Source organism: Sulfurimonas sp. (assembly GCF_032250635.1).
Taxonomy (GTDB): domain Bacteria; phylum Campylobacterota; class Campylobacteria; order Campylobacterales; family Sulfurimonadaceae; genus Sulfurimonas.
Genome location: NZ_JAVVFL010000007.1, coordinates 1 through 23,550, shown reverse-complemented (window position 1 = coordinate 23,550; position 23,550 = coordinate 1). Strand labels below are relative to the sequence as shown.

23 protein-coding genes and 1 pseudogene are annotated in these 23,550 nt (G+C 40.2%); 13 read left to right on the top strand and 11 right to left on the bottom strand.

The window, feature by feature from the left end; all coding sequences use genetic code 11:
• The 7 genes from RQ763_RS01040 to RQ763_RS01010 form a co-directional block, all read left to right on the top strand.
• Positions 1–1,341 (top strand): alanine--tRNA ligase-related protein (locus RQ763_RS01040; protein WP_314150587.1); only part of this gene is annotated, 1,341 nt, incomplete at its 5' end.
• A complete protein-coding gene (locus RQ763_RS01035) occupies positions 1,341–1,823 on the top strand; it encodes a hypothetical protein (RefSeq protein WP_314150586.1) in 483 nt (160 codons plus the stop codon). The genes RQ763_RS01040 and RQ763_RS01035, both read left to right, overlap by 1 nt.
• On the top strand, positions 1,823–2,371 hold the full coding sequence (gene maf, locus RQ763_RS01030; protein ID WP_314150585.1) for a septum formation inhibitor Maf: 549 nt from the start codon (positions 1,823–1,825) through the stop codon (positions 2,369–2,371). Before RQ763_RS01035 ends, maf begins: the two co-directional genes overlap by 1 nt.
• Positions 2,372–2,553: 182 nt before the next feature.
• Positions 2,554–4,221 carry a diguanylate cyclase gene (locus tag RQ763_RS01025; RefSeq protein ID WP_314150584.1) on the top strand — a complete coding sequence of 556 codons (1,668 nt, stop codon included), beginning with the start codon at positions 2,554–2,556 and terminating at the stop codon, positions 4,219–4,221.
• On the top strand, positions 4,221–5,312 hold the full coding sequence (locus RQ763_RS01020) for an aminotransferase class I/II-fold pyridoxal phosphate-dependent enzyme (protein WP_314150582.1): 1,092 nt from the start codon (positions 4,221–4,223) through the stop codon (positions 5,310–5,312). Before RQ763_RS01025 ends, RQ763_RS01020 begins: the two co-directional genes overlap by 1 nt.
• Positions 5,312–6,001 (top strand): ATP-binding cassette domain-containing protein, encoded by a 690-nt coding sequence (locus RQ763_RS01015; RefSeq protein ID WP_314150581.1) that lies wholly within the window; start codon positions 5,312–5,314, stop codon positions 5,999–6,001. The genes RQ763_RS01020 and RQ763_RS01015 overlap by 1 nt, the downstream gene beginning before the upstream one ends.
• Positions 5,998–7,998: a PBP1A family penicillin-binding protein gene (locus tag RQ763_RS01010; RefSeq protein ID WP_314150580.1), complete on the top strand. Its 2,001-nt coding sequence runs from the start codon at positions 5,998–6,000 to the stop codon at positions 7,996–7,998. Before RQ763_RS01015 ends, RQ763_RS01010 begins: the two co-directional genes overlap by 4 nt.
• Here RQ763_RS01010 and RQ763_RS01005 read toward each other — a convergent pair.
• The 5 genes from RQ763_RS01005 to RQ763_RS00985 all read right to left on the bottom strand — a co-directional run bounded on the left by RQ763_RS01005 (position 7,995) and on the right by RQ763_RS00985 (position 11,544).
• Entirely contained in the window at positions 7,995–8,417 is a 423-nt protein-coding gene (locus tag RQ763_RS01005) for a hypothetical protein (RefSeq protein ID WP_314150579.1), read from the bottom strand. The two genes, RQ763_RS01010 and RQ763_RS01005, sit on opposite strands and share 4 nt — an antisense overlap.
• Before the next feature lie 118 nt (positions 8,418–8,535).
• Positions 8,536–9,336: a thrombospondin type 3 repeat-containing protein gene (locus RQ763_RS01000; protein ID WP_314150577.1), complete on the bottom strand. Its 801-nt coding sequence runs from the start codon at positions 9,334–9,336 to the stop codon at positions 8,536–8,538.
• A gap of 54 nt (positions 9,337–9,390) precedes the next feature.
• Entirely contained in the window at positions 9,391–9,795 is a 405-nt protein-coding gene (locus RQ763_RS00995; protein WP_314150576.1) for a hypothetical protein, read from the bottom strand.
• Between the two features lie 68 nt (positions 9,796–9,863).
• On the bottom strand, positions 9,864–10,919 hold the full coding sequence (locus RQ763_RS00990; protein ID WP_314150575.1) for a HAMP domain-containing sensor histidine kinase: 1,056 nt from the start codon (positions 10,917–10,919) through the stop codon (positions 9,864–9,866).
• Complete coding sequence (locus tag RQ763_RS00985; protein ID WP_314150573.1) at positions 10,912–11,544, bottom strand: response regulator transcription factor; 633 nt, start codon at positions 11,542–11,544, stop codon at positions 10,912–10,914. The genes RQ763_RS00990 and RQ763_RS00985 overlap by 8 nt, the downstream gene beginning before the upstream one ends.
• Before the next feature lie 87 nt (positions 11,545–11,631).
• Between RQ763_RS00985 and RQ763_RS00980 the strand changes: the two genes are divergently transcribed.
• Genes RQ763_RS00980 through RQ763_RS00960 form a run of 5 tightly spaced genes read left to right on the top strand, consistent with a single transcriptional unit; the run spans position 11,632 to position 16,620 of the window.
• Positions 11,632–12,360: an outer membrane lipoprotein-sorting protein gene (locus RQ763_RS00980; RefSeq protein WP_314150572.1), complete on the top strand. Its 729-nt coding sequence runs from the start codon at positions 11,632–11,634 to the stop codon at positions 12,358–12,360.
• An 11-nt stretch (positions 12,361–12,371) separates the two neighbouring features.
• Entirely contained in the window at positions 12,372–13,592 is a 1,221-nt protein-coding gene (locus RQ763_RS00975) for an ABC transporter permease (RefSeq protein WP_314150571.1), read from the top strand.
• Positions 13,585–14,796 carry an ABC transporter permease gene (locus RQ763_RS00970; RefSeq protein WP_314150570.1) on the top strand — a complete coding sequence of 404 codons (1,212 nt, stop codon included), beginning with the start codon at positions 13,585–13,587 and terminating at the stop codon, positions 14,794–14,796. The genes RQ763_RS00975 and RQ763_RS00970 overlap by 8 nt, the downstream gene beginning before the upstream one ends.
• Complete coding sequence (locus RQ763_RS00965) at positions 14,793–15,473, top strand: ABC transporter ATP-binding protein (RefSeq protein WP_314150569.1); 681 nt, start codon at positions 14,793–14,795, stop codon at positions 15,471–15,473. Before RQ763_RS00970 ends, RQ763_RS00965 begins: the two co-directional genes overlap by 4 nt.
• A complete protein-coding gene (locus RQ763_RS00960; RefSeq protein WP_314150568.1) occupies positions 15,463–16,620 on the top strand; it encodes a hypothetical protein in 1,158 nt (385 codons plus the stop codon). Before RQ763_RS00965 ends, RQ763_RS00960 begins: the two co-directional genes overlap by 11 nt.
• A gap of 34 nt (positions 16,621–16,654) precedes the next feature.
• On the opposite strand, the gene leuA is transcribed toward RQ763_RS00960, so the two are convergent.
• The 6 genes from leuA to pstC all read right to left on the bottom strand — a co-directional run bounded on the left by leuA (position 16,655) and on the right by pstC (position 23,168).
• Positions 16,655–18,313 carry a 2-isopropylmalate synthase gene (leuA, locus tag RQ763_RS00955; RefSeq protein WP_314150566.1) on the bottom strand — a complete coding sequence of 553 codons (1,659 nt, stop codon included), beginning with the start codon at positions 18,311–18,313 and terminating at the stop codon, positions 16,655–16,657.
• A 143-nt stretch (positions 18,314–18,456) separates the two neighbouring features.
• The gene (gene glnA, locus RQ763_RS00950; protein WP_314150565.1) at positions 18,457–19,887 is read right to left on the bottom strand and encodes a type I glutamate--ammonia ligase; all 1,431 of its coding nucleotides are present in this window, start codon (positions 19,885–19,887) and stop codon (positions 18,457–18,459) included.
• 108 nt (positions 19,888–19,995) lie between these two features.
• Complete coding sequence (locus RQ763_RS00945; RefSeq protein ID WP_314150564.1) at positions 19,996–20,667, bottom strand: phosphate signaling complex PhoU family protein; 672 nt, start codon at positions 20,665–20,667, stop codon at positions 19,996–19,998.
• A 16-nt stretch (positions 20,668–20,683) separates the two neighbouring features.
• The gene (gene pstB, locus RQ763_RS00940; RefSeq protein ID WP_314150562.1) at positions 20,684–21,469 is read right to left on the bottom strand and encodes a phosphate ABC transporter ATP-binding protein PstB; all 786 of its coding nucleotides are present in this window, start codon (positions 21,467–21,469) and stop codon (positions 20,684–20,686) included.
• Positions 21,469–22,311, bottom strand: coding sequence for a phosphate ABC transporter permease PstA (gene pstA / locus RQ763_RS00935; protein ID WP_314150561.1), 843 nt, complete (start codon positions 22,309–22,311; stop codon positions 21,469–21,471). Before pstA ends, pstB begins: the two co-directional genes overlap by 1 nt.
• Positions 22,308–23,168 carry a phosphate ABC transporter permease subunit PstC gene (gene pstC / locus RQ763_RS00930; protein WP_314150560.1) on the bottom strand — a complete coding sequence of 287 codons (861 nt, stop codon included), beginning with the start codon at positions 23,166–23,168 and terminating at the stop codon, positions 22,308–22,310. The genes pstA and pstC overlap by 4 nt, the downstream gene beginning before the upstream one ends.
• Positions 23,169–23,319: 151 nt before the next feature.
• Between pstC and RQ763_RS00925 the strand changes: the two are divergent.
• Positions 23,320–23,550: pseudogene (locus RQ763_RS00925) on the top strand (polyphosphate kinase 2); the annotation flags it as partial.

Genomic DNA, 23,550 nt, shown 5'->3' with positions numbered 1-23,550 from the left:
AAACTTGACACGGCAACATTTGAGGAGCTGATGAGTCAGCAGCGCACACGCGCAAAAGCTGCTTGGAAAGGGAGCGGAGACGAAGCGGTTCACGGAGATTTTAAAGAGCTTTTAGAGAAGTTCGGCGAGAACAATTTTGTGGGTTATGAGAGTACAAAAAACAGAAGCAGAGTTTTAGCACTTTTGGATGATAAGTATCATCACGCAGACAGTCTTTTGGCAGGCTCAAAGGGTTGGGTACTTTTAGAGAGTACTCCGTTTTATGCAGAATCAGGCGGACAGTGCGGAGACATGGGCGAGCTTGAGGACTATGCAAAAGTAGAAGATACAAAGAAATTTTTCGGTCTTAATCTTTCCCAGATATCTGTAGAAAAAGAAATGAAAGTCGGCGATGAGGTTGAAGCGGTTGTGGATATCTCAAGAGGCGAAATAACAAAGCACCACTCTGCAACGCACCTTTTGCATGCGGTACTTTTTGATGTTTTGGGAGAGCATATCTCTCAAGCAGGCTCGCTTGTTGAGGCTGACAGGCTTCGATTTGACTTCTCTCATCCAAAAGCGCTTAGCCATGCAGAGCTTGTTGAGATTGAGACAAGAGTAAATGAGCAGATTATGCGCGGCATCGGCGGTAAAACCGAGGTTATGAGTATTGAAGATGCCAAAAAGTCGGGTGCGAAAGCGCAGTTTGGCGAGAAGTACGGCGATGAGGTAAGGGTTGTAAGTTTTGGCACTGCAAGCGTTGAGTTCTGCGGCGGTGTTCACGTTGACAACACTGCGGTTATCGGCTCGTTTATCATCACAAAAGAGAGCGGCGTAAGTGCCGGAGTCAGACGTATTGAGGCGGTCTGCGGACATGCTGCGTATAGCCACTTTACAGAGCAGAGAGTGCTTATCAAAGAGATGCAAGCCGAGGTTAAAAATCTTGACGTAATGGCGGGAATCTCAAGACTAAAAACAACTATATCTGAGCTAAAAACAGAACTTCATGAGGCGCAAAACAGCATACATGTAGAGATAAAAACCGATGAGATAAACGGCGTAGCGGTTGTGGTTGATGAACTTTTAAGCGGCGATATCAAAGAGAAGATAGACGAACTTAAAAATCAAAACGAAAAACTATGCGCAATGCTCTTTCAGGTAAAGGGCGACAAAGTCTTGATAGCTGCAGGTGTTAAGGGTGCGGATGCAAAAGCGGGCGAGTGGATTAAAAACATAGCTCCTATTCTTGGCGGAGGCGGAGGCGGTCGTCCCGATTTCGCACAGGCGGGCGGAAAAGATATCTCTAAAATTGCTGAGGCTAAAGAGAAGGCAAAAGCTTATATAACTGAGGTTTTAGGATAATGCAAGATATCTTTTTAGAGTATAAAACGATTATTGTCTTTTTACATGTGATAAGTGCGGTTGTTTGGGTCGGCGGCATGATTGCTATGCGTTACGCGGCACACCACTCCTTTTTAGAGATAGAGTCTCCGCAAAAGAGGTTGGAGAGAATCGCTCATGCACTAAAGAGACTCTTCTATCTAGTCCTTCCTTTTGTCGTAACTCTTATGGTAACGGCAGTTTTTATGATAAAGGGCTACGGTCTGAACCAGAGTGATTTTTCTGCTCTCTCACATGCCAAAGAGGGTATCTGGAGTGTTATGTTTATCAATCTAATTGTGATGATTTTAAGAAGAAACAGAGGCGAGAGAATGTTGAATGAGGGCAACATGGTCGGCGCAAAAAATCAGATAGAATTTATCGGAAAATTTATGGTTCCTCTCAATATTGCTCTTGGTGTTAGTGCTATATTTTTAGGGACATATCTCTCAAGCAGCATCTAATGCTAAGACTTGCCTCTACGTCACAAACCCGTGCACAACTTCTCAGAGATGCGGGTATCGGTTTCATTCAAGAGAGTGTGGATTTTGATGAAGAGAATATAGTGGCAAGCTCGCCAAAAAACTTTGTATATCAGGCGACACTAGGAAAATTTGAAGCAAATGTAAGAGCTTTTGGGTATGATGAGTACCCACTTTTAGTTGCCGATACCGTGGTTGCTTCTTGCGGACAGATACTCAGAAAAGCAAAATGTGTTGATGATGCGCGAAATATACTCCTTACGCAAAGTGGGAGCGTTACAAGCATCATTACATGCATGATATATCAATCGCGCAAGATGAAGATTATTGATATCTCCACAACGGAGTATCTTTTTGATGATTTTGATTTGGATGATGTCGAGAGATATCTGCAAAGCGGGGAGTGGCGCGGCAAAGCCGGAGCCTGTATGGTTGAGGGATTTTGCAAGCACTATATAAAAAGTGTTAAGGGATATGAGAGCACAGCTATGGGGCTTAGTGTTGAAGTGCTTAAGAGATTTGCACTCTAAACGGTAAAAAATGGTATAATCTGTTCAAATAAATCTGAGGATCTTTTATTTTTAAAATCAATAAGTCTCTATTCATCGGTATCACACTCATTCTTTTTGTATCAGCTTGGACTTTTATTTATACGGTGCTCCAAGAAAGGGATAGTCTTCAGAGTCAAAATTATACGCAAGAAGCTTTGCAGATGCAAAAAAAGCTCAATGCTCTTATTGTTGCAAAGCAAAAGGCGACGCTTGCCATAGCATTAAGTGTTGTAAATAATAATGACCTTAAAGAGCAGATAAAGCACAAAAGCATTCCAAAAAATTTCTATAAAGAACTTATTGCAAAGTTTAAAGAGCATACACTTTATAAAAATATATGGATACAAATAGTAGACAGTGACCTAAACTCTATTTATAAAAGCTGGAGTGAGAGTGCGTATAACAATAAAATATCTTTTAGGAACGACATAAGAAAGGCTATAAAAGAGAAGAGTCCTGTAATTAGCATAAATTCGGGTGTTCATAGCCTCTCTTTGAGATCTATTGTGCCGCTAATAGAAGAGGGCAGAGTTATCGGGGCTTTGGAAGTAATATCACACTTTAACTCTATAGCAAAAGAGTTGGAAGAGTTTGAAGTGGATTCTGTTGTAGTTTTGGCAAAAGAGAGAAACGGATATCTTAAAAAACCTTTTACAAAGATATTCATAGATAACTATTATATTGCAAACTTTAATGCTCCGTCGCAATTTATGGAATTTTTGCATAAAGAGGGTATAGAAAACTATTTTAATTCATCCCACATGGTTCAAGATGGACATTTGATTGTTTCATACGAGATAAAAGACATTGAAGATAGAGTCATAGGGCATTATATAATGTTCAAAAATATAGATAAAATTTCGGATAAAAATCTTGATTTTTTTATGTTAAAGTGGTTTATAATATCTGCTTTTGTGGTGCTTGCACTAGCAATAATAATCGGTAATTATGTATATAATAAAAACAAAAAGCAGAAGAGTTACTATAAAAATATTATAGACTCTTCATCCAATATGGTTTTAGTAGTAGATAAAAACTCCATACTAGATGTAAACAAGATATTTTTTAAATATTTTGATAAATATAAAACGCTTGAAGAGTTTAAAAAAGAGAATAGTTCAATATCTGATTTTTTTGTAGAGGAGGAGGGGTATGTACAAAGAGAGACTGAGGGGAAAAATTGGCTTGAGGCTGTTATTGAAAATCCAAAAAACAATCAAGTCAAGATTATTTATGACGCAAAGGAGTACTACTTTACAGTAGGCGTTTCTTTTATATCTAAAGAAGATAGACACTATAGCGCTATATTTTCAGATATAACAAAAGAGAAGCTTTATCAACAGGAGCTTGAACATACAAATATAACGGACCCTCTTACAAAGATAAAAAACAGGTACTACTACAATGTGCAGATTAAAAAAGAGAGCTCTAATGCAAACCGCTACTTCTACCCGCTCTCGCTTGTTATCTTTGACATTGACCATTTTAAAAAGATAAACGATAGCTGTGGGCATGATATTGGTGACGCTGTTTTAATAGAGTATACAAAACTTATATCTTCGCACTTAAGAGACGGCGATATATTTTGTAGAATCGGAGGAGAGGAGTTTGCTTTTATTCTTCCCTATGTGAGTAAGTCAGATGCCTACAGAATAGCCGATAAAGTTAGAGCCAAAGTAGAAGCGCATAAGAAGATTTTTGCCGTTACTATGAGCTTTGGAGTAACAGAGTATATAAAAGGTGAGGATTTGGAAGTAACGTTTAAAAGAGCAGATAAGGCACTTTATGAGGCGAAAAATGCAGGTAGAAACAAGGTTGTGGTCAGATAATGTACTATGAGAGTGAGTTGCGCGCACTAAAAAAATCTCAAAGATATAGAGAAAGAGAAGTTTACGATAGCTCTCTTTTGGATTTTGCTTCAAACGACTATCTCGGTCTTGCGCATAACAGGGAGCTTCATGAGGGCACCTGTAAAACGCTCTCAAAAATGTCTCTTCACAGCTCAAAAGCCTCACTCTTGGTAAACGGTTATCATCAGATACACAAAGATTTTGAGGCAGCTTTATGCGAGGCAAACGGCTTTGAAGATGGAGTGATTTTAGGGAGCGGATTTAATGCAAATATTGCTCTTATAGAGTCTCTTGTGAGGCGAGGAGATACGCTTTTTATGGATGAGAAGTACCATGCTTCGGGGGTGCTGGCATCAAACATAAAGAGTGTAAATGTAAAGTTTTTTTCTCACAACAACATGCAAGAGCTTGAAAATCTCTTAAAATCATCGGGTGCAAAGCGTAAGATAGTAGCAGTTGAGGGAATCTACTCAATGGATGGCGATCTGGTTGATAGAGCAGTCTTTGAGATTTGCGATAGATATAATGCTATCTTGATAGTGGATGAAGCACACAGCAGCGGCGTGATAGGAGATAATCTTATGGGAGTTTTTGATTACTATAAGATCAAGATAAAACCAAACTACATCAAGATGGGCACGCTCGGAAAAGCTTACGGGAGTTTCGGCGCTTTCATACTTGCCTCTTCACATATAGTCGAGTATCTTATAAATCGTGCAAAGCCTATTATATACGCTACTTCGCTCTCTCTGTACGATACGCTTTTGGCACATAACGCGCTTAGGTATATTTTGCAAAACAGAGAGTCTCTAAAGGGCGAGATACAAAAGCGCCAAAATATCGTCTATGAGGAGCTGGGCATCAGAGTAGAGGGGCTTATTGTCCCAATCCCAATAAACGACAACAAGAGGGTTATTGAGATTAAAGAGAGTCTTAAAGAGAGAGGATTTGCCATCGGAGCAATCAGACAACCGACAGTTGAGAGCGCCATCGTACGATTGATAGCAAGGCTTGGCGAGAGTTGCGATTTGTTAAGAGAGTTGTGTATTAATTTAGCTAAAATAAGATAATGAATATAACAAAACTGCGAATAAAAACTCCCACAAAAGAGTTGGTAGATATCTCGTTTGAAATCTCATCCTCTTTGGCGCTTGTAGGGCAGAGCGGAAGCGGCAAAAGCTTGACGATTAAAGCTCTTTTAAACATGCTTCCAAATAGCATGGAGATGGAACTTGAGCATGAGGGTGATTTTGAGCTTATTGCAGGGAAGACACTGGCTTTTGTGCCTCAAAATCCATTTACGGCGCTCTCTCCTCTTACGAAGATAAAGAGTCAGTTTTTTGTTTCGCAGCAAAGAGTTAAAAAACTCTTTGCTCAAGTCGGACTTGAGATGGAGCTGCTTGAGAGGTTTCCTCCAGAGCTCTCAGGCGGGCAGCTTCAACGTGTTGTAATCGCTATGGCGCTTAGTAGTGAGCCGGAGCTTATTCTGCTTGATGAGCCTACTACGGCGCTTGATCCAAAGAGCAGAGTTTTGATTTTGGATCTTTTAAAGTCTCTGCAGGCAGAGTTTGGTTTTAAGATACTTTTTGTGACACACGACATGAATTCTGCTAAAATTTTATGCGAAGATATCTGTGTGATTAAAAATGGAAAAGTTGTGGAGAGTGCAAAGATGCAAGATGTTTTACAAAATCCGCAGAGCGAATATACAAAGGTTTTAATTGATGCAAATTTTGCAAACAGGAGTTTTAGAGTATGAAAATTTTTAAAAATGTATTTTTTACACTCCTTCTAATGGGGTTTTTAACCCCATTTTTGGTTTTGGGCTACTTTTTGGTCGGAGAAGATTATGATATATCTTCGCTAAAAGAGTACAAACCCTCTTTGACGACACGCTTTTATGATAAAAACGGCGAAAAAATAGCCAATATTTTTGAGGGCGAACATAGATATTATGCCGAGTTTAACGAAATTCCTCCAAGAGCTATAGAGGCACTTTTAGCTATAGAAGATACGACATTTTTTGAACATCCGGGCATAAATGTAGATGCGATTTTTAGAGCAATCATCAAAGATATAAAAGCAGGAGGGTTGGTTGAGGGTGCCAGCACGATTACGCAGCAGCTTGTTAAAAACAGACTCTTAAGTAGAGAGAAAAAGATATCAAGAAAGATTAAAGAGCTCATCTACGCTTTAAAAGTAGAGATGGCACTCACCAAAGAGGAGATTTTAGAGAGATACCTAAATGAGATCTACTTCGGGCACGGCTACTACGGAATCAAAACGGCGGCAGATGGCTATTTTCATAAAAAACTCGGTGATCTGACCCTAAAAGAGATGGCACTTTTGGTAGGTCTGCCAAAAGCACCAAGCACTTACGCTCCGACAAAAAATTATGAGATCTCTATGGGCAGGGCAAATCGTGTAATTGCCAGAATGTATGCGCTTGGGTGGATTGATGAAGATACTTATAATGATGCACTGCTTGAATCGCCGCAGGTTTTTGACGATACTTTGACGCAAAACAGCGCACCGTTTATAGTCGATGAAGTTCTTAGAAGAGCGGCGGAGTTCGGGATTGAGGATATAAAAAGCGGCGGATACGAAATATATACGACAATAGATATGAGACTTCAAGCAGCGGCAAGAGATTCGCTAAAAAAAGCTTACGATATGTCCGTTAAGAGAATTGAGAGTTATATTGAAAATGACAAGAGAAGAGTTGCCTCAAACCCTGATCTTGAAGTCCAGCTGGATATAAACACATCTATTTTAAACGGCGCCCTTGTCTCTCTTGACTCAAAAACAGGAGATATTTTAGCACTTGTGGGGAGCGTAGATTATCAAAAAAGCTCATATAACAGAGCGACACAAGGACGCCGTCAACCCGGCTCTGCATTTAAGCCTTTTGTATATCAGGTAGCCATAGATCTGGGCTACTCGGGAGCAACGGAATTAATAGATATTTCTAGAACATATACATATGAAAAAAATGGCGAAGAGTTAAAGTGGCAGCCTAAAAATTATGAGAAGAACTACAGAGGACTTTTGACGCTTAGAGAGGCTCTTGTACACTCAAGAAACCTGGCTACTATAAACCTTGTAAATGATATAGGTCTTAGTGCACTTCTTAAGGAGTTTAGGAAGTTTGGTATAGCAAATCTTCCGCCAGACCTCTCTATTGCGCTGGGGAGTATTACGCTCTCGCCTCTGGAACTCGCAAAATACTATACATCTTTTGCAAACGGCGGCATACAGGTTGAGCCGCATCTTATTCGCTATATTGATAAAGGCACGACTACAATTTACGAAAAAGCTGAACGTACTCGTTTTATCACAGAAGAGACGCAGGCTTACATCATGACTACTATCCTTCAAGACGTTATCAAAAAAGGAACGGGAAGAAGGGCAAATGTCAAAGGGATAGAGCTTGCCGGAAAAACCGGAACCACAAATAACAATATAGATGGATGGTTTGCAGGATACTCTCCTACCATAGAGACTGTTGTCTGGTTTGGAAACGATGATAATACGCCGATGCATAGAAGAGAGACGGGCGGAAAAATAGCAGCACCTGCTTTTGCAATGTTTTATGAAGAGCTACTGGGACTCTATCCGCAGATTCAAAGAAAATTTGAAAAGCCTGATGGAGTAATGGAAGTAAATATAAACGGAAATCCAGAGTTTTTCAGCGATATATCAAAACCGCCTCGAGTAGAAGCGGAAGTAAATTCCCAAGAGATGCTGCTTTTTTAATACTTATCTCGCACTATGTTGTGACAACGAAAGCATGCATGCTCTATGTAGGTGTAAGCTCTTTGAGACTCTTCGCGACGAACTAAACCTGATTGATTGTGCTTGTTTTCAATGGCATCTAAAATTATCTGAACATTATGGCTTATGATTTGCGCACTCATAACCGCTTCATTTGCTTTATGTTTTTTGTTCTCTGGGAGCATAGCAGAGAAGTTCTCTTTGTTCCCCAATAAATCATGCGCATGTTGTGAAAAGCGCTTTATTGAATCTTCTACACCCTTCTGATCGCTGGCTATAAATGATTTTTGAACTTCGGCAAGCTCCACTCCAAGCTGCAACATGTTTGTTTTAAGATCGTAAGCATTAAGTGAGGTAAAAAGTAGAATTATCAAACTACCTACTACTGTTTTTTTTAACATAGCAGAACTCCTTATTTTGTTATGATTGATTGTAACATAATGTTTTTAGGGTTAGCCTTAAAAATTTTTAAAGAATAGAGAGTGAAATAGAAGTAAACTCACAAGAGATGCTGCTTTTTTAAAAGTAGTATCCCAGACGAAGTGTAAGTGAGTTTTCACTTGCGCTGTCGCTTAAGCCATGCGAATAGCCAAATGTTGTGAACCAATTTGCATCTATACTATAAAAAGCGTATAAAGAGAGTGTTTCTATCTCATCGGCATCTTTGTAGACGCTATCGCTGATTGTGTAGTAGCCGCTTATATATAGGTTGCTAGAGGCGTGAACTCCAGCACCTCCGCTGTAGGAGTGCGTATCTTGGTAGGAGACTATCCCCAAAATATCATCATCGTTAACCATTGTGTAGCTGTACCCGCCAAAGAGGTTTATCTTTTCTACCATATAACTAAAACTCGCACTCGCCACTACATCCATATTGTTGTTCTCAAGTTCGGTGTCATAGGTCGGAAGAAGAACTCCGCCGCCGATTCTCAGAGTCAGTTTATTTGATGGAGAGAGTTTGTAGTATGCTCCTATAAATGTGTCATTTAGTCCGCTCTCTTCATCAGAGTCGTAGTATGATGTACTGGCTTGAAGAGAGAAGTTTTGGTAGTAGTAGTCCACCTGCAGGCTTTGGGTAAGTGTATCTGAGTTTTTAACCGTGGCATAATCTGCCTCGGAGAGACCAATGCCGTAGATAATGCTGAAGTGGTGTTCGTTGCCGAGCACTTTTATAGTGCACCCTTCTATGTCCACTAGCTCGTTAAAGGAGGTGTTTGGGCATTTGTCAACATTGTCCTCAACACCGTCCATGTCGTAGTCGCTGTATGCCAAGAGAGTAAGCGAAGTCGCCATTATGAGAATAAGCGTTTTTTTAAACATTTTTGTCCTTTTGCAGCACTCGTCAGCGCTGATTATAGTAAATTTTGTAGTAGTCTATTTGTTCATAAATTTGTTTGGCGTACCGCTTATATCAGGCGTAACGCTTGGATTTTCCTGGATATACTGAGAGCCGACTTGATTTTGATTCATTCTTTGAGCCTCTTGTCTCTCTCCAACTTCATCCATCTGATTTACGCGAACTCTCTCTCTGACTCTATCTCTTGCTTGTATCTGCTGATCTTCAGCATCCATGCTTGAGCGAAACTCCTCAATAGCCGCTTCTCTCTCCTCTTGACTTAGCGTGGACAGAGTTGTTTTAAACTCATTCATAAGTCTGACTCTCTCTTGCGGTGTCGCCGTTTTTAAAGCCTCAATTTGGGCATCCACGTCTACTTCTGCCAAGAGAAAGCTCAAGCTTCCAAGCAGCATTAAAGTTACACTTAACTTTAGTGTTTTCATTTCTCAATCCTTTTGTTTTTGATGGTAAAAGTATCACATAAAAGTGTTAGTTCTATATAAGCAAGAGATTAGCGAACTATTAGTTTGGAGAGGTTTAAGGAGAAGTCACTTCCGACTCCAAGCTCGCTTTTTACCTCTATTTTAATGTCTAGCTCCTCAGAGAGTTTTTTTACTATATGAAGACCGATTCCCAGACCTCTCTCTTGCTCTTTATAAAATCTCTCAAAAATACGTTTTGGATTTTTAATCCCTTTGCCCGTGTCTGTTATATGCAGAGTAGCGTTTTTATCATTGTAGCTTACTTTGACGAAGCCATCAGCTCTGTTATATTTGGCCGCATTTGAGAAAATATTCTCAACTATGCGCAAGAAGGCATCTCTGTTGGTAAATATCTCCCTCTTAGTCATCTCTACTTTAAACTCAATACCCGGGTAGTTTTTCTCAAGCATATAGATGTTTTTGTCAACTATCTCTTTAATTTCAAACTTCTCTTTTTCCTCCAGATGGTTCTGCAGATATGCGCGCAGATGCTGCTGCAGGCTAAGGATATTCTCCACGCTCTTCTCTATTCTCTGTATCTTTTCATTATCTCCAACTTCTTTTTTAAGCATCGCACTGTTTAGCCTAAGGGATGAGAGCGGAGTGTTAAAGTCGTGAAGTATATCTTTTATAAACTCCTGTGTAAGAAGCAGGGCACTTCTTAGAGGGTAGAGAGCATAGACCGAGAAGAGCATGGAGAGAACAAAAACTACAGCGAGAATTGATAAAAAGCTGTACAAAGCCTTTTCTTGCAGCTTTTGAAGCTCCATGTCGTAGCTTTGTGAGCTAAAAGCAAGTTCCATTATGTACTTTTGAGAGTTTGGAATAGGGTAGTAACTCTTTAAGCCCTCCTCATTTTTGTAGAGCGTATAGAGCTTTTGGTTTTCTGGTTCTATAAACCCTATCTCAAATTTTTCACATTTTAGGTCAAAACTGCAGAGCCTCATCTCAGAGAAGAGCTGCTCGTTTAGTGTCTGAATCTCTTTTGTGTAGTTTATGTAAAAGAGCGTTGCTATCAAGATGCCAAGAGAGCCGAAAAAGAGCAAAAAGCTCTTTAAAAATGATTCAATCTCCGCTCTACTCAACTATATATCCTACCGAACGTAGATTTTTAATATTGAGCCCAGTCGTCTGTTTTAGCTTTGTTAGTGCAACTCTAAGAGCAGACAAGGAGGGTTTCTCTAAGCAATCCAGCAGCATATCCTGAGTGATGACCTGAGAGATATTTCTTATAAAGAGGCTAAAGAGCTTCTCTTGAACCTCTCCGAGCGCTATCGTCTCTGCATCTTTTTTAAGAGTTTTCGTTTTGGGATTGAACTCTAAATCTTTGTACTTGATGGTTGCATTTGTGTCTGCAAATTTGGCATTTACTCTAATGAGAAGCTCTTCGGGAAAGAAGGGTTTTTTGATGTAGTCTTGTGCTCCTACGGCAAACGCCTTTGAGATGGAGCCCAAATCAACAAGGGCGCTTATAAATATGGTCGGGGTTTTGTCATCCGCTTCTCTGAGGGATTTTAGAAGCTCAAGTCCGTTAATATCGGGAACGTTTATATCAAATATATAGAGATCAAATACATCCTCATAAGATGCGTCTGCCGCTTCATCGCCGCTTCTTGCAAGAGTAACCGCATAGCCCTCAGACTCTAGCAGTTCGACAAGGGTTTGACCCAGCATGGAGTCATCTTCTAAAAGCAGGATTCTTTTTTTCATGCTCAATTATATTATAAAAGTGTTAGCTATGGGTTACTTAGAGTTTAAAATAATTTGCACCAAAGAAAATTGAGGGTAAAATCAAATATGAGCAAGATTATTTTAATAGTTTTTATATTTATGTTGAATTTAGTAGCTGATGAGGCGCATGAGATTATCAAAAAGCTTGATGAAAACTTCAGAGGCAAAAATATCTATATGAAGATAAACATGAAGATAGTCTCTATGGGACATGAGCGGGTTATGAAGATGCAGAGCTACTCGCAGGGGACAAAAAAGAGCTTTGTAAAAATCATCTACCCTCCAAAAGATGAGGGAATCACCTTTTTGAGCCTCGATAGAGAGATGTGGCAGTACGTTCCAAAGATAGAGAGAATCATAAAAATACCGCCCTCCATGATGCTTCAAAAATGGATGGGAAGCGATATAACAAACGACGATATGGTAAAACAGAGTTCAATAGTTGAGGATTATGAGCCAAAAATCATCAAAAGAGAGGGCAGCGTCGTAACAATCTCCCTTACGCCAAAAGAGAATGCTCCCGTGGTCTGGGGAAAAATCACTCTTAATATAGACACTACTACCTACACATCTCACAAAGATATATTTTACGACGAAGAGGGTAGAGAGGTAAGATATTTTATCTATAAAGATGTAAAAAAGGTCGGCAATTACTATATCCCGACCTACTGGAGGGTACAATCAAGCGATACTGAGGGCAGGTATACGGAGATGATTTTAGAAGAGGTTGAGTATGATACGAAAATATCAGAGGAGTACTTTACGAAAAGCGCCTTGAAGAGATTTTCAAAGTAGGATGAGCAGAGATGTTTAAACTTGCACTTAAAAACACTCTTTTTTATAAAGGACGCTCTATTGCTACGGCTGTTTTAACCTTTGTATCGACGATGCTTTTTATACTCTTTATATCTCTGCAAGACGGTTCACATAACTCCATGCTTGAAAATTCGCTAAAAATCTATACGGGCGCTATAGAGATTTATCGTAAAGATTATCGCGATATCGGCGGCAACGAGTATCTTATACAAGACGTTAAAGCCATTACGGATAAACTTGAAAAAATAGATGCTATTGAGGAGTACAGTCCAAGGTATGAGACATACGGTCTGCTCTCAAACAAGGAGTACTCAGCTGCCTCTATGGTAGCGGGGATAGAGCCAAACAAGGAGAGGCTCTTAAGCTCTCTTGAGTCGGCGCTTATAGAGGGCTCTTTTTTGGATCATGGCTCTGCAAACTGTATCTACATGGGCGCAGAACTGCTTAAAAAACTAAAACTAGGTATCGGCGATGAGGTTGCTTTTATCGGAAGCGCAAGTGATGGCTCTTTTGCGGCTGATATGCTTAGGGTATGCGGAGTATTTAAAACAGGCTCGTTTGAGTTTGATTCAAGCACCTCGTTTGTCGCAAGAAGCTATTTTGACGAGTTGATGAGTGCAAAAAACAGAGCCTCTTATATAACTCTAAAGCTGAAAAATATAGAGGATGCAGAGAGGGTAAATGAGCAAATAATCTCAATGCTTGATGATGAAAATCTGGAGTCTCTTACATGGAAGACGCTTATGAAGAGTATGGTTGAGATTATGGAAATTGATTCCGTTTTTGGGTATATCTCCCTCTCTCTGTTTATGGTTGTAATCTTTTTTGTGATTATGATTTACGGTTTTGTAAATGTTAGCTCTCGCATAAAAGAGTTTGGTGTTTTGCGTTGTATAGGGCTTTCAAAGAGAGATGTTTTTCTGCTTCTTTTTTATGAAATTGCTCTGCTCTCTATCTTTGCAACTCTTTTGGCAACGCCGATTGCCGCTTATATCTGTTACTACTACAACATAAATCCCATCGTTATAGATGGGATTGCCGACATGTACAAGGATTACGGAATCGTCTCGGATGAGATACCATTTGATTATAATCTATTTACTATCGGTTGGAATGTCGGAGTTATCTATCTGCTGAATTTTTTGAGCATTTTGTACCCATACATGTACATAAACTCATTTAGACCGATTGAGGCGACAAGACATGTATAAACTTATACTAAAACTGGCATGGAAAAACTCATTTTTAAGACGATCCAGAACGCTTCTGGTTATCATCATGATTGCTGTGAGCATGAGCATGATGCTTGCTATCGAAGGTATTTACGACGGTATGGTCGAGAACATGGTGGATAAGAACAAAAGAAGCGACAGTGGCGATATCAGCATCTTTGCAAAAGAGTATAGAATAAACAAAGATTTAGCATATATGATAAAAAATGCAGATGAGATAAAAGCAGAAATAGAGAGTATGAAAGGCGCCCAAGCGGTTGTTTTAAGAGTAAAAGCAGAAGGGCTTCTCTCAACTGCGAGAAAATCATCGTTTGCATCCGTTGTCGGCATAGATTTGCAAGAGGAGGAGCGTTTTGGAAAGTTTAGCGAGTTTTTGAAAGAGGGCACGATTGATTTGCAAAAACAGGGTGCTATCGTAGGGCTAGAGCTTGCAAAAACACTCAAAGTTGGGGTGGGTTCGAAGGTTGTTTTTTCCACACAGGATATTAGGGGAGAGATAAACTCTATAGCGCTTTACGTTAGAGCCATCGTTCAGACAACAAATATCTCCCTTGACAACAGCGCTATTTTCATAGATATCAATCAGCTGCATAAATTTCTGGGAACCGACTCCAAAAATGCTATGCAGATTGCTATCAGAGGCGAAGATGAGGAGCTTTACGGCAAACTTAAGATAGCATTTGCAGAGCTCGATGTTAAAAGTTTTTTAGAGCTGCAGCCTATGATGAAGCAGATGCAGGATTTGATGATTATATTTAACTCCGTAACATTTCTAATAGTTATGGGAGTTGTTTTCATAGGGATTTTCGGCGTCATGTATGTCTCCATATTGGACAGAGTCCGCGAATTTGGAATCATGATAAGCGTGGGGATGCACTACAAATATATAACCATTCAGATATTTTTAGAGTCTATAGTTATAGGAGTTCTAGGATATCTCAGCGGAGCGGTTTTAGGAGCCGTTTTGCTTACCTATCTTGAGCACTACGGCATAGATTTAAGCGCATTTTCCGACGCTTTATCGGCGTGGGGTTATGAGGCGGTAATATACGCCACCATAAAAGCCTCATACTTTACGACCACCTTGGGCGCGATTATGGCTGCATCCATGTTGAGCGTAATTATCCCGCTGGCAAAGATAAAAAGACTCAATCCCATAGAAGTAATCAAGGCTGAGAAATGATTAAGTTACAAAATGTAAACAAGTACTTTTTTAAGGGCGAACCCAGAGAGGTTCATGCGCTTCGTGATATAAATCTTAGTATAGAAGAGGGAGAGTTTACCCTTTTTGGCGGACCTTCGGGATGCGGCAAAACTACGCTTTTAAATATAATAGGTGCGCTTGATAGTTGCGATAGCGGCAAGATATATCTTCAAGACAAAGAGATAGGTTCTTTGGATGAGGAGTCGCGCACGACGCTAAGGCTGAATGAGTTGGGATTTGTTTTTCAGGCATATAACCTTATACCGGTTCTAAATGTCGAGGAAAATATAGGCTTTGTGATGAGACTCCGCGGCTTTAGCGATAAAGAGATAAAGCAAAGAGTTTTGGAAGTTGCAACGCTTCTGGAGATTGACAATAAGCTCAAATCGCTTCCAAATGCTCTAAGCGGAGGACAGCAGCAAAGAGTCGCAGTCGCGCGCGCGGTCGCGGCAAAACCAAAAATCATCTTAGCAGATGAGCCTACGGCAAATCTTGACTCCAACAACTCCAAAATTCTTATGAACATGATGAGAGAGCTCAACGAAAAAGAGGGAGTGAGTATTCTTTTTGCTTCGCATGATGAGCTTATTATGGAGAGTGTCAGAAGAATTGTTACGCTAAATGACGGGGCAATAGTGGATGATAATGAACGGTAAAAAAGTACTTTTTCTTCTGCTCTTTTTTGTCGGAACACTCTTTGGCGATATTAACTACAGAGTGACAAATACGAATATTACAGTTTCTCAAGGCTCAAGCATTGACTTGCAAGAGAAGCGACAAGAGTACAATTACAATAGATTTAGGCTCTATTTGGATTATTCAAATAAGGGCTATTTCACAAGCGTAATCGGTGACGGGGTAAACTATTTTGGAGATGCCTACACGGACTCAAATAGTTTCGCGTACTTGAAAAATTCCAGCTCAGACACTTCTTTTAGTACACAGACAAATTTTAAAGATTACGGCGATGGAACGGTGTACGCAAAACTCTACAGAGCATATGTCGGTTATGAGGATGCAAAAAACAGAGCGGTGGCAGGTTTGCAAAACATCTCCATGGGAGTAGGACGGATATGGACGCCTACAAATATATTTAACCCAAAAAACAGCTATGCGATAGAGCCCGATGAGATCTACGGGGTAAGCGCTCTCTCCTACGTCAGATATCTAAGCGATACTTCACATGTCACTTTCGTAGCAAGCCAAAACTCAGAAAAAAAGTTTAAGTATGCGGTAGGGTACAAAGGGTATTTAGACTTTGCCGATGTCGGAGCGAACATTGTCTACTCTGATAAAACAAAGATGTTTGCCTACGAGATAGAGGGAAATCTTGCAGATACGGGAGTGGAGTTGAGAAGTGAAGCGGGATATATAAAAAGCACTCTTTTTGATGCTCTCAATCAAGAGTATGAGGTGGATTTTTTTCAAGGAATTGTGGGCGCTGAGTACGGTTTTGTAAACGGCATCACATTGGTGTTTGAGACGCTTTACAGTTCAAAAGATTTTACCTACGAAGAGAGGCTCTTAAATCTTAATTCGGATATATTATCAAATCTACTCAATTCAAACTTTTACAGCGGAGTCAGCATCTCCTACAGTTTCAACCTATTTTTGGATGCTTCACTGCTTTATATAGAGAGTTTTGCAGATAAAAATTCGCGCTTTATATCGCCTAGCTTGAACTATACTCTAAATGATTACAACAGTTTTATGCTTGGCGCACAGATACTTGATGGAGAGAGTGAAAGTGAATTTGGAGCTCAGGGGAACAGTTACTTTTTTAAATGGAGTTTGTCGTTTTAAGAGCCAAAGAAAATAATTCCTTTGGCATTAAAATCTAATGAAAAGCTCTGTTTAATGCACAAAAGAGAGCTTTGACAGAAGCCGTAGCAATGTCGTTGTCAGAGCCTACTCCAAAGCAGGAGAGGGTCTCTTCTGTTTCTATCTCTATGTAAGCGATAGCTTTTGCAGAGCTTTTGTTTCCAAGAGAGTGCTCATAGTATGAGTTTATACTAAACTCGTTTTTATACTCTTTCATAAGAGCATCTTTGCACGCATCCACGGGTCCGTTGCCTTCTCCCTCCGCTACAATCTCTATGCCGTCATGGAAGTATGTTAGCGTACACTTTGAGATGCCCTTTACGCTAGAGACCGTAAAATCTACCAGTGAGATGTGTTCTTTTACTTTAAAGTAGTTTTCGTTAAAGATTTCAAACAACTCCTCAGCGGTGAGCTCTTGCCCTTTTTTATCGCTTACATCTTGGACAAGCTTGCCAACCTCGGGGTGCATCGCTTTTGGAAGCTGATAACCGAAATTTTTCTCCAGTATATAGGCAACTCCGCCTTTGCCCGATTGCGAATTGATGCGGATAATGCTCTCATAGCTTCTTCCCACATCCTCAGGATCGATTGGCAGATAAGGAACTTCCCAAAAGATCTCATTGTGAGCTTTTCTGTAAGCCAAGCCTTTGTTGATGGCATCTTGGTGTGAGCCTGAAAATGCCGTGTAGACAAGTTCTCCGATATAAGGGTGGCGTACATGCGTCTCTATCTCAGTACATCTCTCAACAATTTCTAAGACCTCATTCACATCGCTAAAGTCAAGATTTGACTCTACTCCCTGCGTTGTCATGTTAAGTGCAAGAGTAATTATGTCCACATTTCCCGTTCTCTCGCCGTTACACAAAAGCGTGCCTTCTACTCTGTCAGCTCCTGCTAGAAGTGCCAACTCGGTTGCTGCTACGCTTGTTCCACGGTCATTATGCGTATGTGTTGAGATGATGACATTTTCGCGGTTATGAAGATGTTCGCTCATCCACTCAATCTGGTCTGCATATATGTTTGGAGTTGCCATCTCCACCGTTGCTGGAAGGTTGATAATAACTTTTCTATTATCACTTATCCCCCATCTTGCCGTTACCGCGTTGGATATCTCTGCGGCAAACTCAAGCTCGGTTCCGGTAAAACTCTCTGGCGAATACTCTAAAAATATCTCTCCGTTATGTTTTTTCTCATACTTTTTGACCAAATCAACACCCTCTAGGGCAAGAGCGATAATCTCCTCTTTTGTTTTTTGAAAAACCATCTTTCTTTGGGCGGTCGATGTCGAGTTGTAAAGATGCACTGTAGCTTTTTTTACGCCCTTAAGCGCTTCAAAGGTTTTAGCTATAAGATGCTCTCTTGCTTGGACTAAGACTTGAATTGTTACATCATCAGGAATAAGATTGTCATCTACAAGGCGGCGCAAAAAATCAAACTCTACCTTAGAAGCGGATGGAAAACCAACCTCAATCTCCTTAAATCCGATTTTGAGTAAGAGTGCAAAGAGAGATAGTTTTTTGTTCATGTCCATAGGGTTGATAAGTGCTTGATTGCCGTCGCGTAAATCCACGCTGCACCACTTTGGAGCTTCTGTTATAGTATTGTCAGGCCACTTTCTTTGAGGCAAATCTATCTTTGGATAGGGGCGATATTTTCCCTGTGGAATATTTTTCATAATATACCTTTAAACTTGAATTTCAACAATGCACTCTTATATACAATTATTGTAATGCGAATTATAGCAAATTTTGGTTAGTTGATTGTTTTAAAAGAGGAGGTGATCCCGCAAAAAAGCGGGATATAAAGTTTAAAAGCCGATTAACACTGGTATGTAGTTTTAAACTCATAAGCAGTAGGACGACCCTCATCAGGCCAAACGTCTCTTTGAAATCTGTAGTCTTTGTATGCGCTGATAAATTCTTGCGAAAATACAGGTTTTAAGAAATCGTTATCACGGATAAGCGACTCTAGTGAACCGCGAAGCGTGTGCGGCATTTGAGGTATGCCTTTTTCACGAATCTCATCCAAAGTAAGTTCAAACAAATCCTCATCCATCGGACCGATTGGGATATCTTTGTTTTTTATACCATCAAGTCCAGCCATCATCATAGCTGAGAATGCTAAGTATGGACATGCAGTCGAGTCTGGAAATCTCATCTCAACACGAGTTGATTTCTCACCCGAACCGTAAGGAATACGGCAAGATGCAGAACGGTTTTGCATAGAGTATGTCAAAATTGAAGGAGCTTCAAACCCTGGGATAAGTCTCTTGTAAGAGTTTGTCGTCGGGTTTGTAAATGCTGCAAGCGAGCGAGCATGTTTGAATATACCGCCGATGTAGTGAAGCGCCATTTCGCTTATGTTAGCGTAGTTTCCTTTCTCGTAGAAAAGGTTTTTGCCCTCTTTCCAGAGTGATTGGTGTACATGCATACCGTTGCCGTTGTCGCCAAATATAGGCTTTGGCATAAATGTAGCAGTTTTACCGTTTAAGTGTGCTACCATTTTTATAACATATTTTAGTTTTTGAACATTATCAGCCGCTGTAATCATGTCTGAAAATACGATACCGATTTCGCCTTGACCCTGAGCAACTTCATGATGTCCAAGAATTACTTCTAAGCCGACTTGCTCTAAAACCAACATCATCTCAGCTCTTAAGTCAACCATGCTGTCGGTAGGAGCTACAGGAAAGTAACCGCCCTTGTTTCCTGGTCTGTGACCTGAATTGTACATGTCTGAGTAGCTTGTGTTTGAGTTCCACTCACCCTCTTCAGTGTCAATCTTGTATCCAGCTTCATTAGGGTTGTCGACAAATTGGATATTGTCAAAAACAAAGAACTCATTTTCTGGTCCGAAATATGCAGCGTCTGCAATACCTAGAGATTCAGCATGTTTTAGTGCAGCTTTTGCGATAGAACGCGGGCATCTCTCATACATACGATTTTTATATATGTCATAAACGTCACAAAAAACTATGATGGTAGGATCTGCAGTAAAAGGATCCAAAAATGCCGTAGGAACATCTGCTTTTAAAATCATGTCGGATCTGTTAATCGGCTGCCATGCATCAATAGATGAGCCGTCAAACGGGAAACCGTTTTCTAGTATCTCTCTTGTGACTGCACTCGTGCGGTAGCTTACGTGGTGCCAAGTGCCTTTGATGTCCGTAAATCTTAAGTCTACAAACTGAACATCATTTTCTTCGCAAAAAGTAAAAAACTCTTCTATATTGTTTACAAATTTTCCCATTACTTCTGTCTCCTAAATTTTATAAATAACAGTATATCCAATTTATTTTTTTAAAAAAAAGAATAATTGCTTAAATTTTAAGCAATTATGATATTTCTATCTCTAAAGTTACTTAAAAAGTTTTATCTCTCCGCCTTGTTGCGCATACATCATAAGATTTGCAATATTTACACTTCTGTCGCATGATCTCTCAAGTTTTCTAAGGCTTCCGAGTATATTTACATAGTCGATTGAGAGCTCTTTTTCATCTATGATTTTATTGAGTATCTCTTTTTCCAAAACAGCAAAAAGGTCATCGTTCATGCTCTCTTCAACAAGGACTTTTCTGTAGTTATCTTCATAATTACACTCCTCCTTTTTATTAAAGCACTCTAGTATATATTTTAGGGCATTTACGCTGCTTTTATGCAGAAGCAAGATGCTCGGTTTAAAAGGCTCAATATTGCAGCCGCTGCTTGTGTGTTCGCTCATTCTTTTTGCATATTTTTTCACGCCTTCGCCAATACGGACGAGCTCATTGGTCATCTTTAGGTAGGCTACCAAAAATCTAAGCTCTTTTGCTTCTGGTCCATAAAGTGCGAATGTTTTTATAATCTCATTATCGATATCATCGCCCTTTAAGCCGATTTTACCAAGATTCTTCTCTACCTCTTTAAATTTAGCGGTATCGGATAATTTAAAAGCTTCTAAAGAGAGCTCATCAGCAGAGGTTATGTCGCCTAAAAGCTGAGATATTTTCTCTCTTATGGTATTTATTTTTGTATCATATTTTGTTAACATATTTGTCCTTTTATTATCAACCGAATTTTCCGGTAATATACTCTTCAGTTAGTCTCTCTTTTGGTGTAACAAAAATCTCTTCAGTACGACCTAGCTCCACAAGTTCACCCAAATACATAAACCCTGTGTAGTCACTTACACGTGCGGCCTGCTGCATATTGTGCGTCACTATAATGATGGAGACCCTCTCTCTAAGCCCGACAATCAACTCCTCAATTCCCGCTGTTGAGATTGGATCAAGTGCAGATGTGGGTTCATCAAAAAGAAGTACTTCCGGCTCAACGGCAATCGCTCTTGCGATGCAGAGTCTCTGTTGCTGCCCGCCTGAGAGTCCGTTTGCGTCATGTTTGAGTCTATCTTTTGCTTCTTGCCAAATGGCTGCATCCTTAAGCGCTTTTTCTACTCTGTCTTGAAGTTCCGTTTTGTTTTTTAGCCCCTGAAGCCTAAGTCCGTAAGCAACATTGTCAAATATGCTCATAGGAAATGCCGTTGGCTTTTGAAAAATCATCCCTATTTGGGTTCTAAGTTTTATAAGATCCTCTTTTGCACCCAAGATATTTTTCTCTTTAAAGAGAATCTCTCCGTCGTATTTGTTGCCCGGATAGAGGTCATGCATACGGTTAAAACTTCTAAGAAGCGTTGTTTTACCGCATCCTGATGGTCCTATAAGTGCGGTTATGCTATGTTTTGCAATAGGCATGGTTAGTTTTTTTATATTTGGTTCATGCGCACCCGCATATGTAAACTCAAAGTTTTTAACTTCAAGCGCCTTCTCTGTGGCTATATCGATAATAGTCGCCATCATTTACCCCTTTTTTTCAATAAAAATAGTCGTCCGAGTATGTTGAGCGTTAAAATAAACATACTTAGTATAAAAGCAGCCGCCCACCCAAGTTTCTGCCAATCCTCGTACGGACTTGTTGCATAGTTATACATGGTAACCGTTAATGAAGCCATCGGCTGGCTCATGTCGGTGTTTAAGAAGTTATCGTTAAACGATGTAAAGAGCAGAGGAGCAGTCTCTCCCGCAACACGGGCAACACCGAGTAAAACTCCTGTTAAAACACCCGCTTTTGCGCCGCGGTAAACAACTTGAATGATTACTTTATATTTAGGCGCTCCAAGTGCAAAAGCAGCCTCTCTTAGAGTAGAGGGAACAAGCTGGAGCATATCATCCGTTGTTCTTAGAATTATCGGCAGCATTATAATCATAAGCGCTATAGAACCAGCCCAACCGCTAAATTGTCCACTCGGAGCAACAACGATAGCGTAAACAAAGGCACCTATGACAATAGAGGGTGCCGACATCATAATGTCTGAGATATCACGGATGGTCTCTGCGAGTTTGGATTTTTGCCCATATTCGCTTAGGTATGTTCCTGCCAATATTCCAAGCGGTACGCCAAAGAGCGATGCGTAAGAGACAAGAAGAAGCTGACCTATGAGAGCATGTTTGAGTCCGCCGCTATCATTTCCCGGAGGTGCTCCTTCGTTGAGAAAAATGGTAGCACTTAGCGCATCAACACCGTTTATAACCAATACGCTGAGAATCCAGAGTAAAAAGCCTATCCCGATGACTGCAGAGAGCGTGGAGAGAACCATTATAATCTTGTTTGTTACGATTCTTTTTTGAGTGTGAGTCATTGTCCAATCCTTTTTCTGCGCAAAAAGTAAAATTTGGCTATCGAGATAATCGTAAAACTTATAACCAAGAGCAGAAGCGATAACTCAAACAGAGATGAGTAGTAAAGTCCGCTGTCTGCTTCTGCAAACTCATTCGCCAATGTTACTGGAATCGACGTTGCGGGCTGTGTTAGATCTGCTGAGATTTTATGGACGTTACCCATTACAAAGGTTACTGCCATCGTCTCGCCGATCGCACGCCCGAGCGCTAAAATAAACGAGCCGATAATCCCGGCTTTAGCGTATGGAATGATAATGTCTTTGACGACATCCCATTTTGTTCCCCCAAGTGCGTAAGCCGACTCTTTAAGAATGTCGGGCGTCGTGTTCATGGCATCACGAGTAACTGCTGCCATAAATGGAAGTATCATAATGGAGAGAACAATTCCCGCCGTTAACATGCTGATGCCGATGCCGCCGAATATATCGCGGATAATAGGAACAAAGTAAAAAAGTCCCCACATGCCGTAAATAACGGATGGAATTGCGGCTAAAAGCTCTATGGAGACGCCTACGGGTGTTTTAATCTTTGCATGTGCGATTTCGCTTAAAAATATGGCAACACCGATAGCTAAAGGAACAGCCAAAATCATGGCTAAAAAGGTTGAAACAACGGAGCCGTAGATAGCAGGGAGCGCCCCAAACTTCTCTAAATTCGGTGCCCATTTTGTCTCGGTTAAAAAACTAAATCCGAAGGCTTCTATAGATTCAAGCGAGTGTTCAAATAGGACGGTAAAAATCCAAGCAACGATAAGCAACACGCCAATGGCTATAAACTTTGTTGCATTTGCAAAAATTTTATCTATTATATTACTCAACAGCACTCTCCCATAAAAATAAAGTTTGGAATAATATGTAATATTGATTACAAAAAGGTTACGAAATGGTTACCGAGGACGTAAGTGCTTATCAAGTCGATTGTTTATATACTTACACAAACAATGCAAGAGAGGTCTTCAAAGGAGTGTTATGAAAGAGAAGAGAGAAGCAGAGAGTGACAGAAGAAAACAGAGCCAAGAAGGTAAGGTAAGAGTCTGGGTAAAAGAGGAGACGCTTCTATATGAAGCGGAGTTGAAAAAATTACAAGTAGAACTCCTGAAGTTTCAAAACCATGTAAAAGAGCAGGGACTTAAAGTCGTTATGGTTTTTGAGGGGCGTGACGCGGCAGGCAAAGGCGGAACTATCAAGAGAATCATAGAG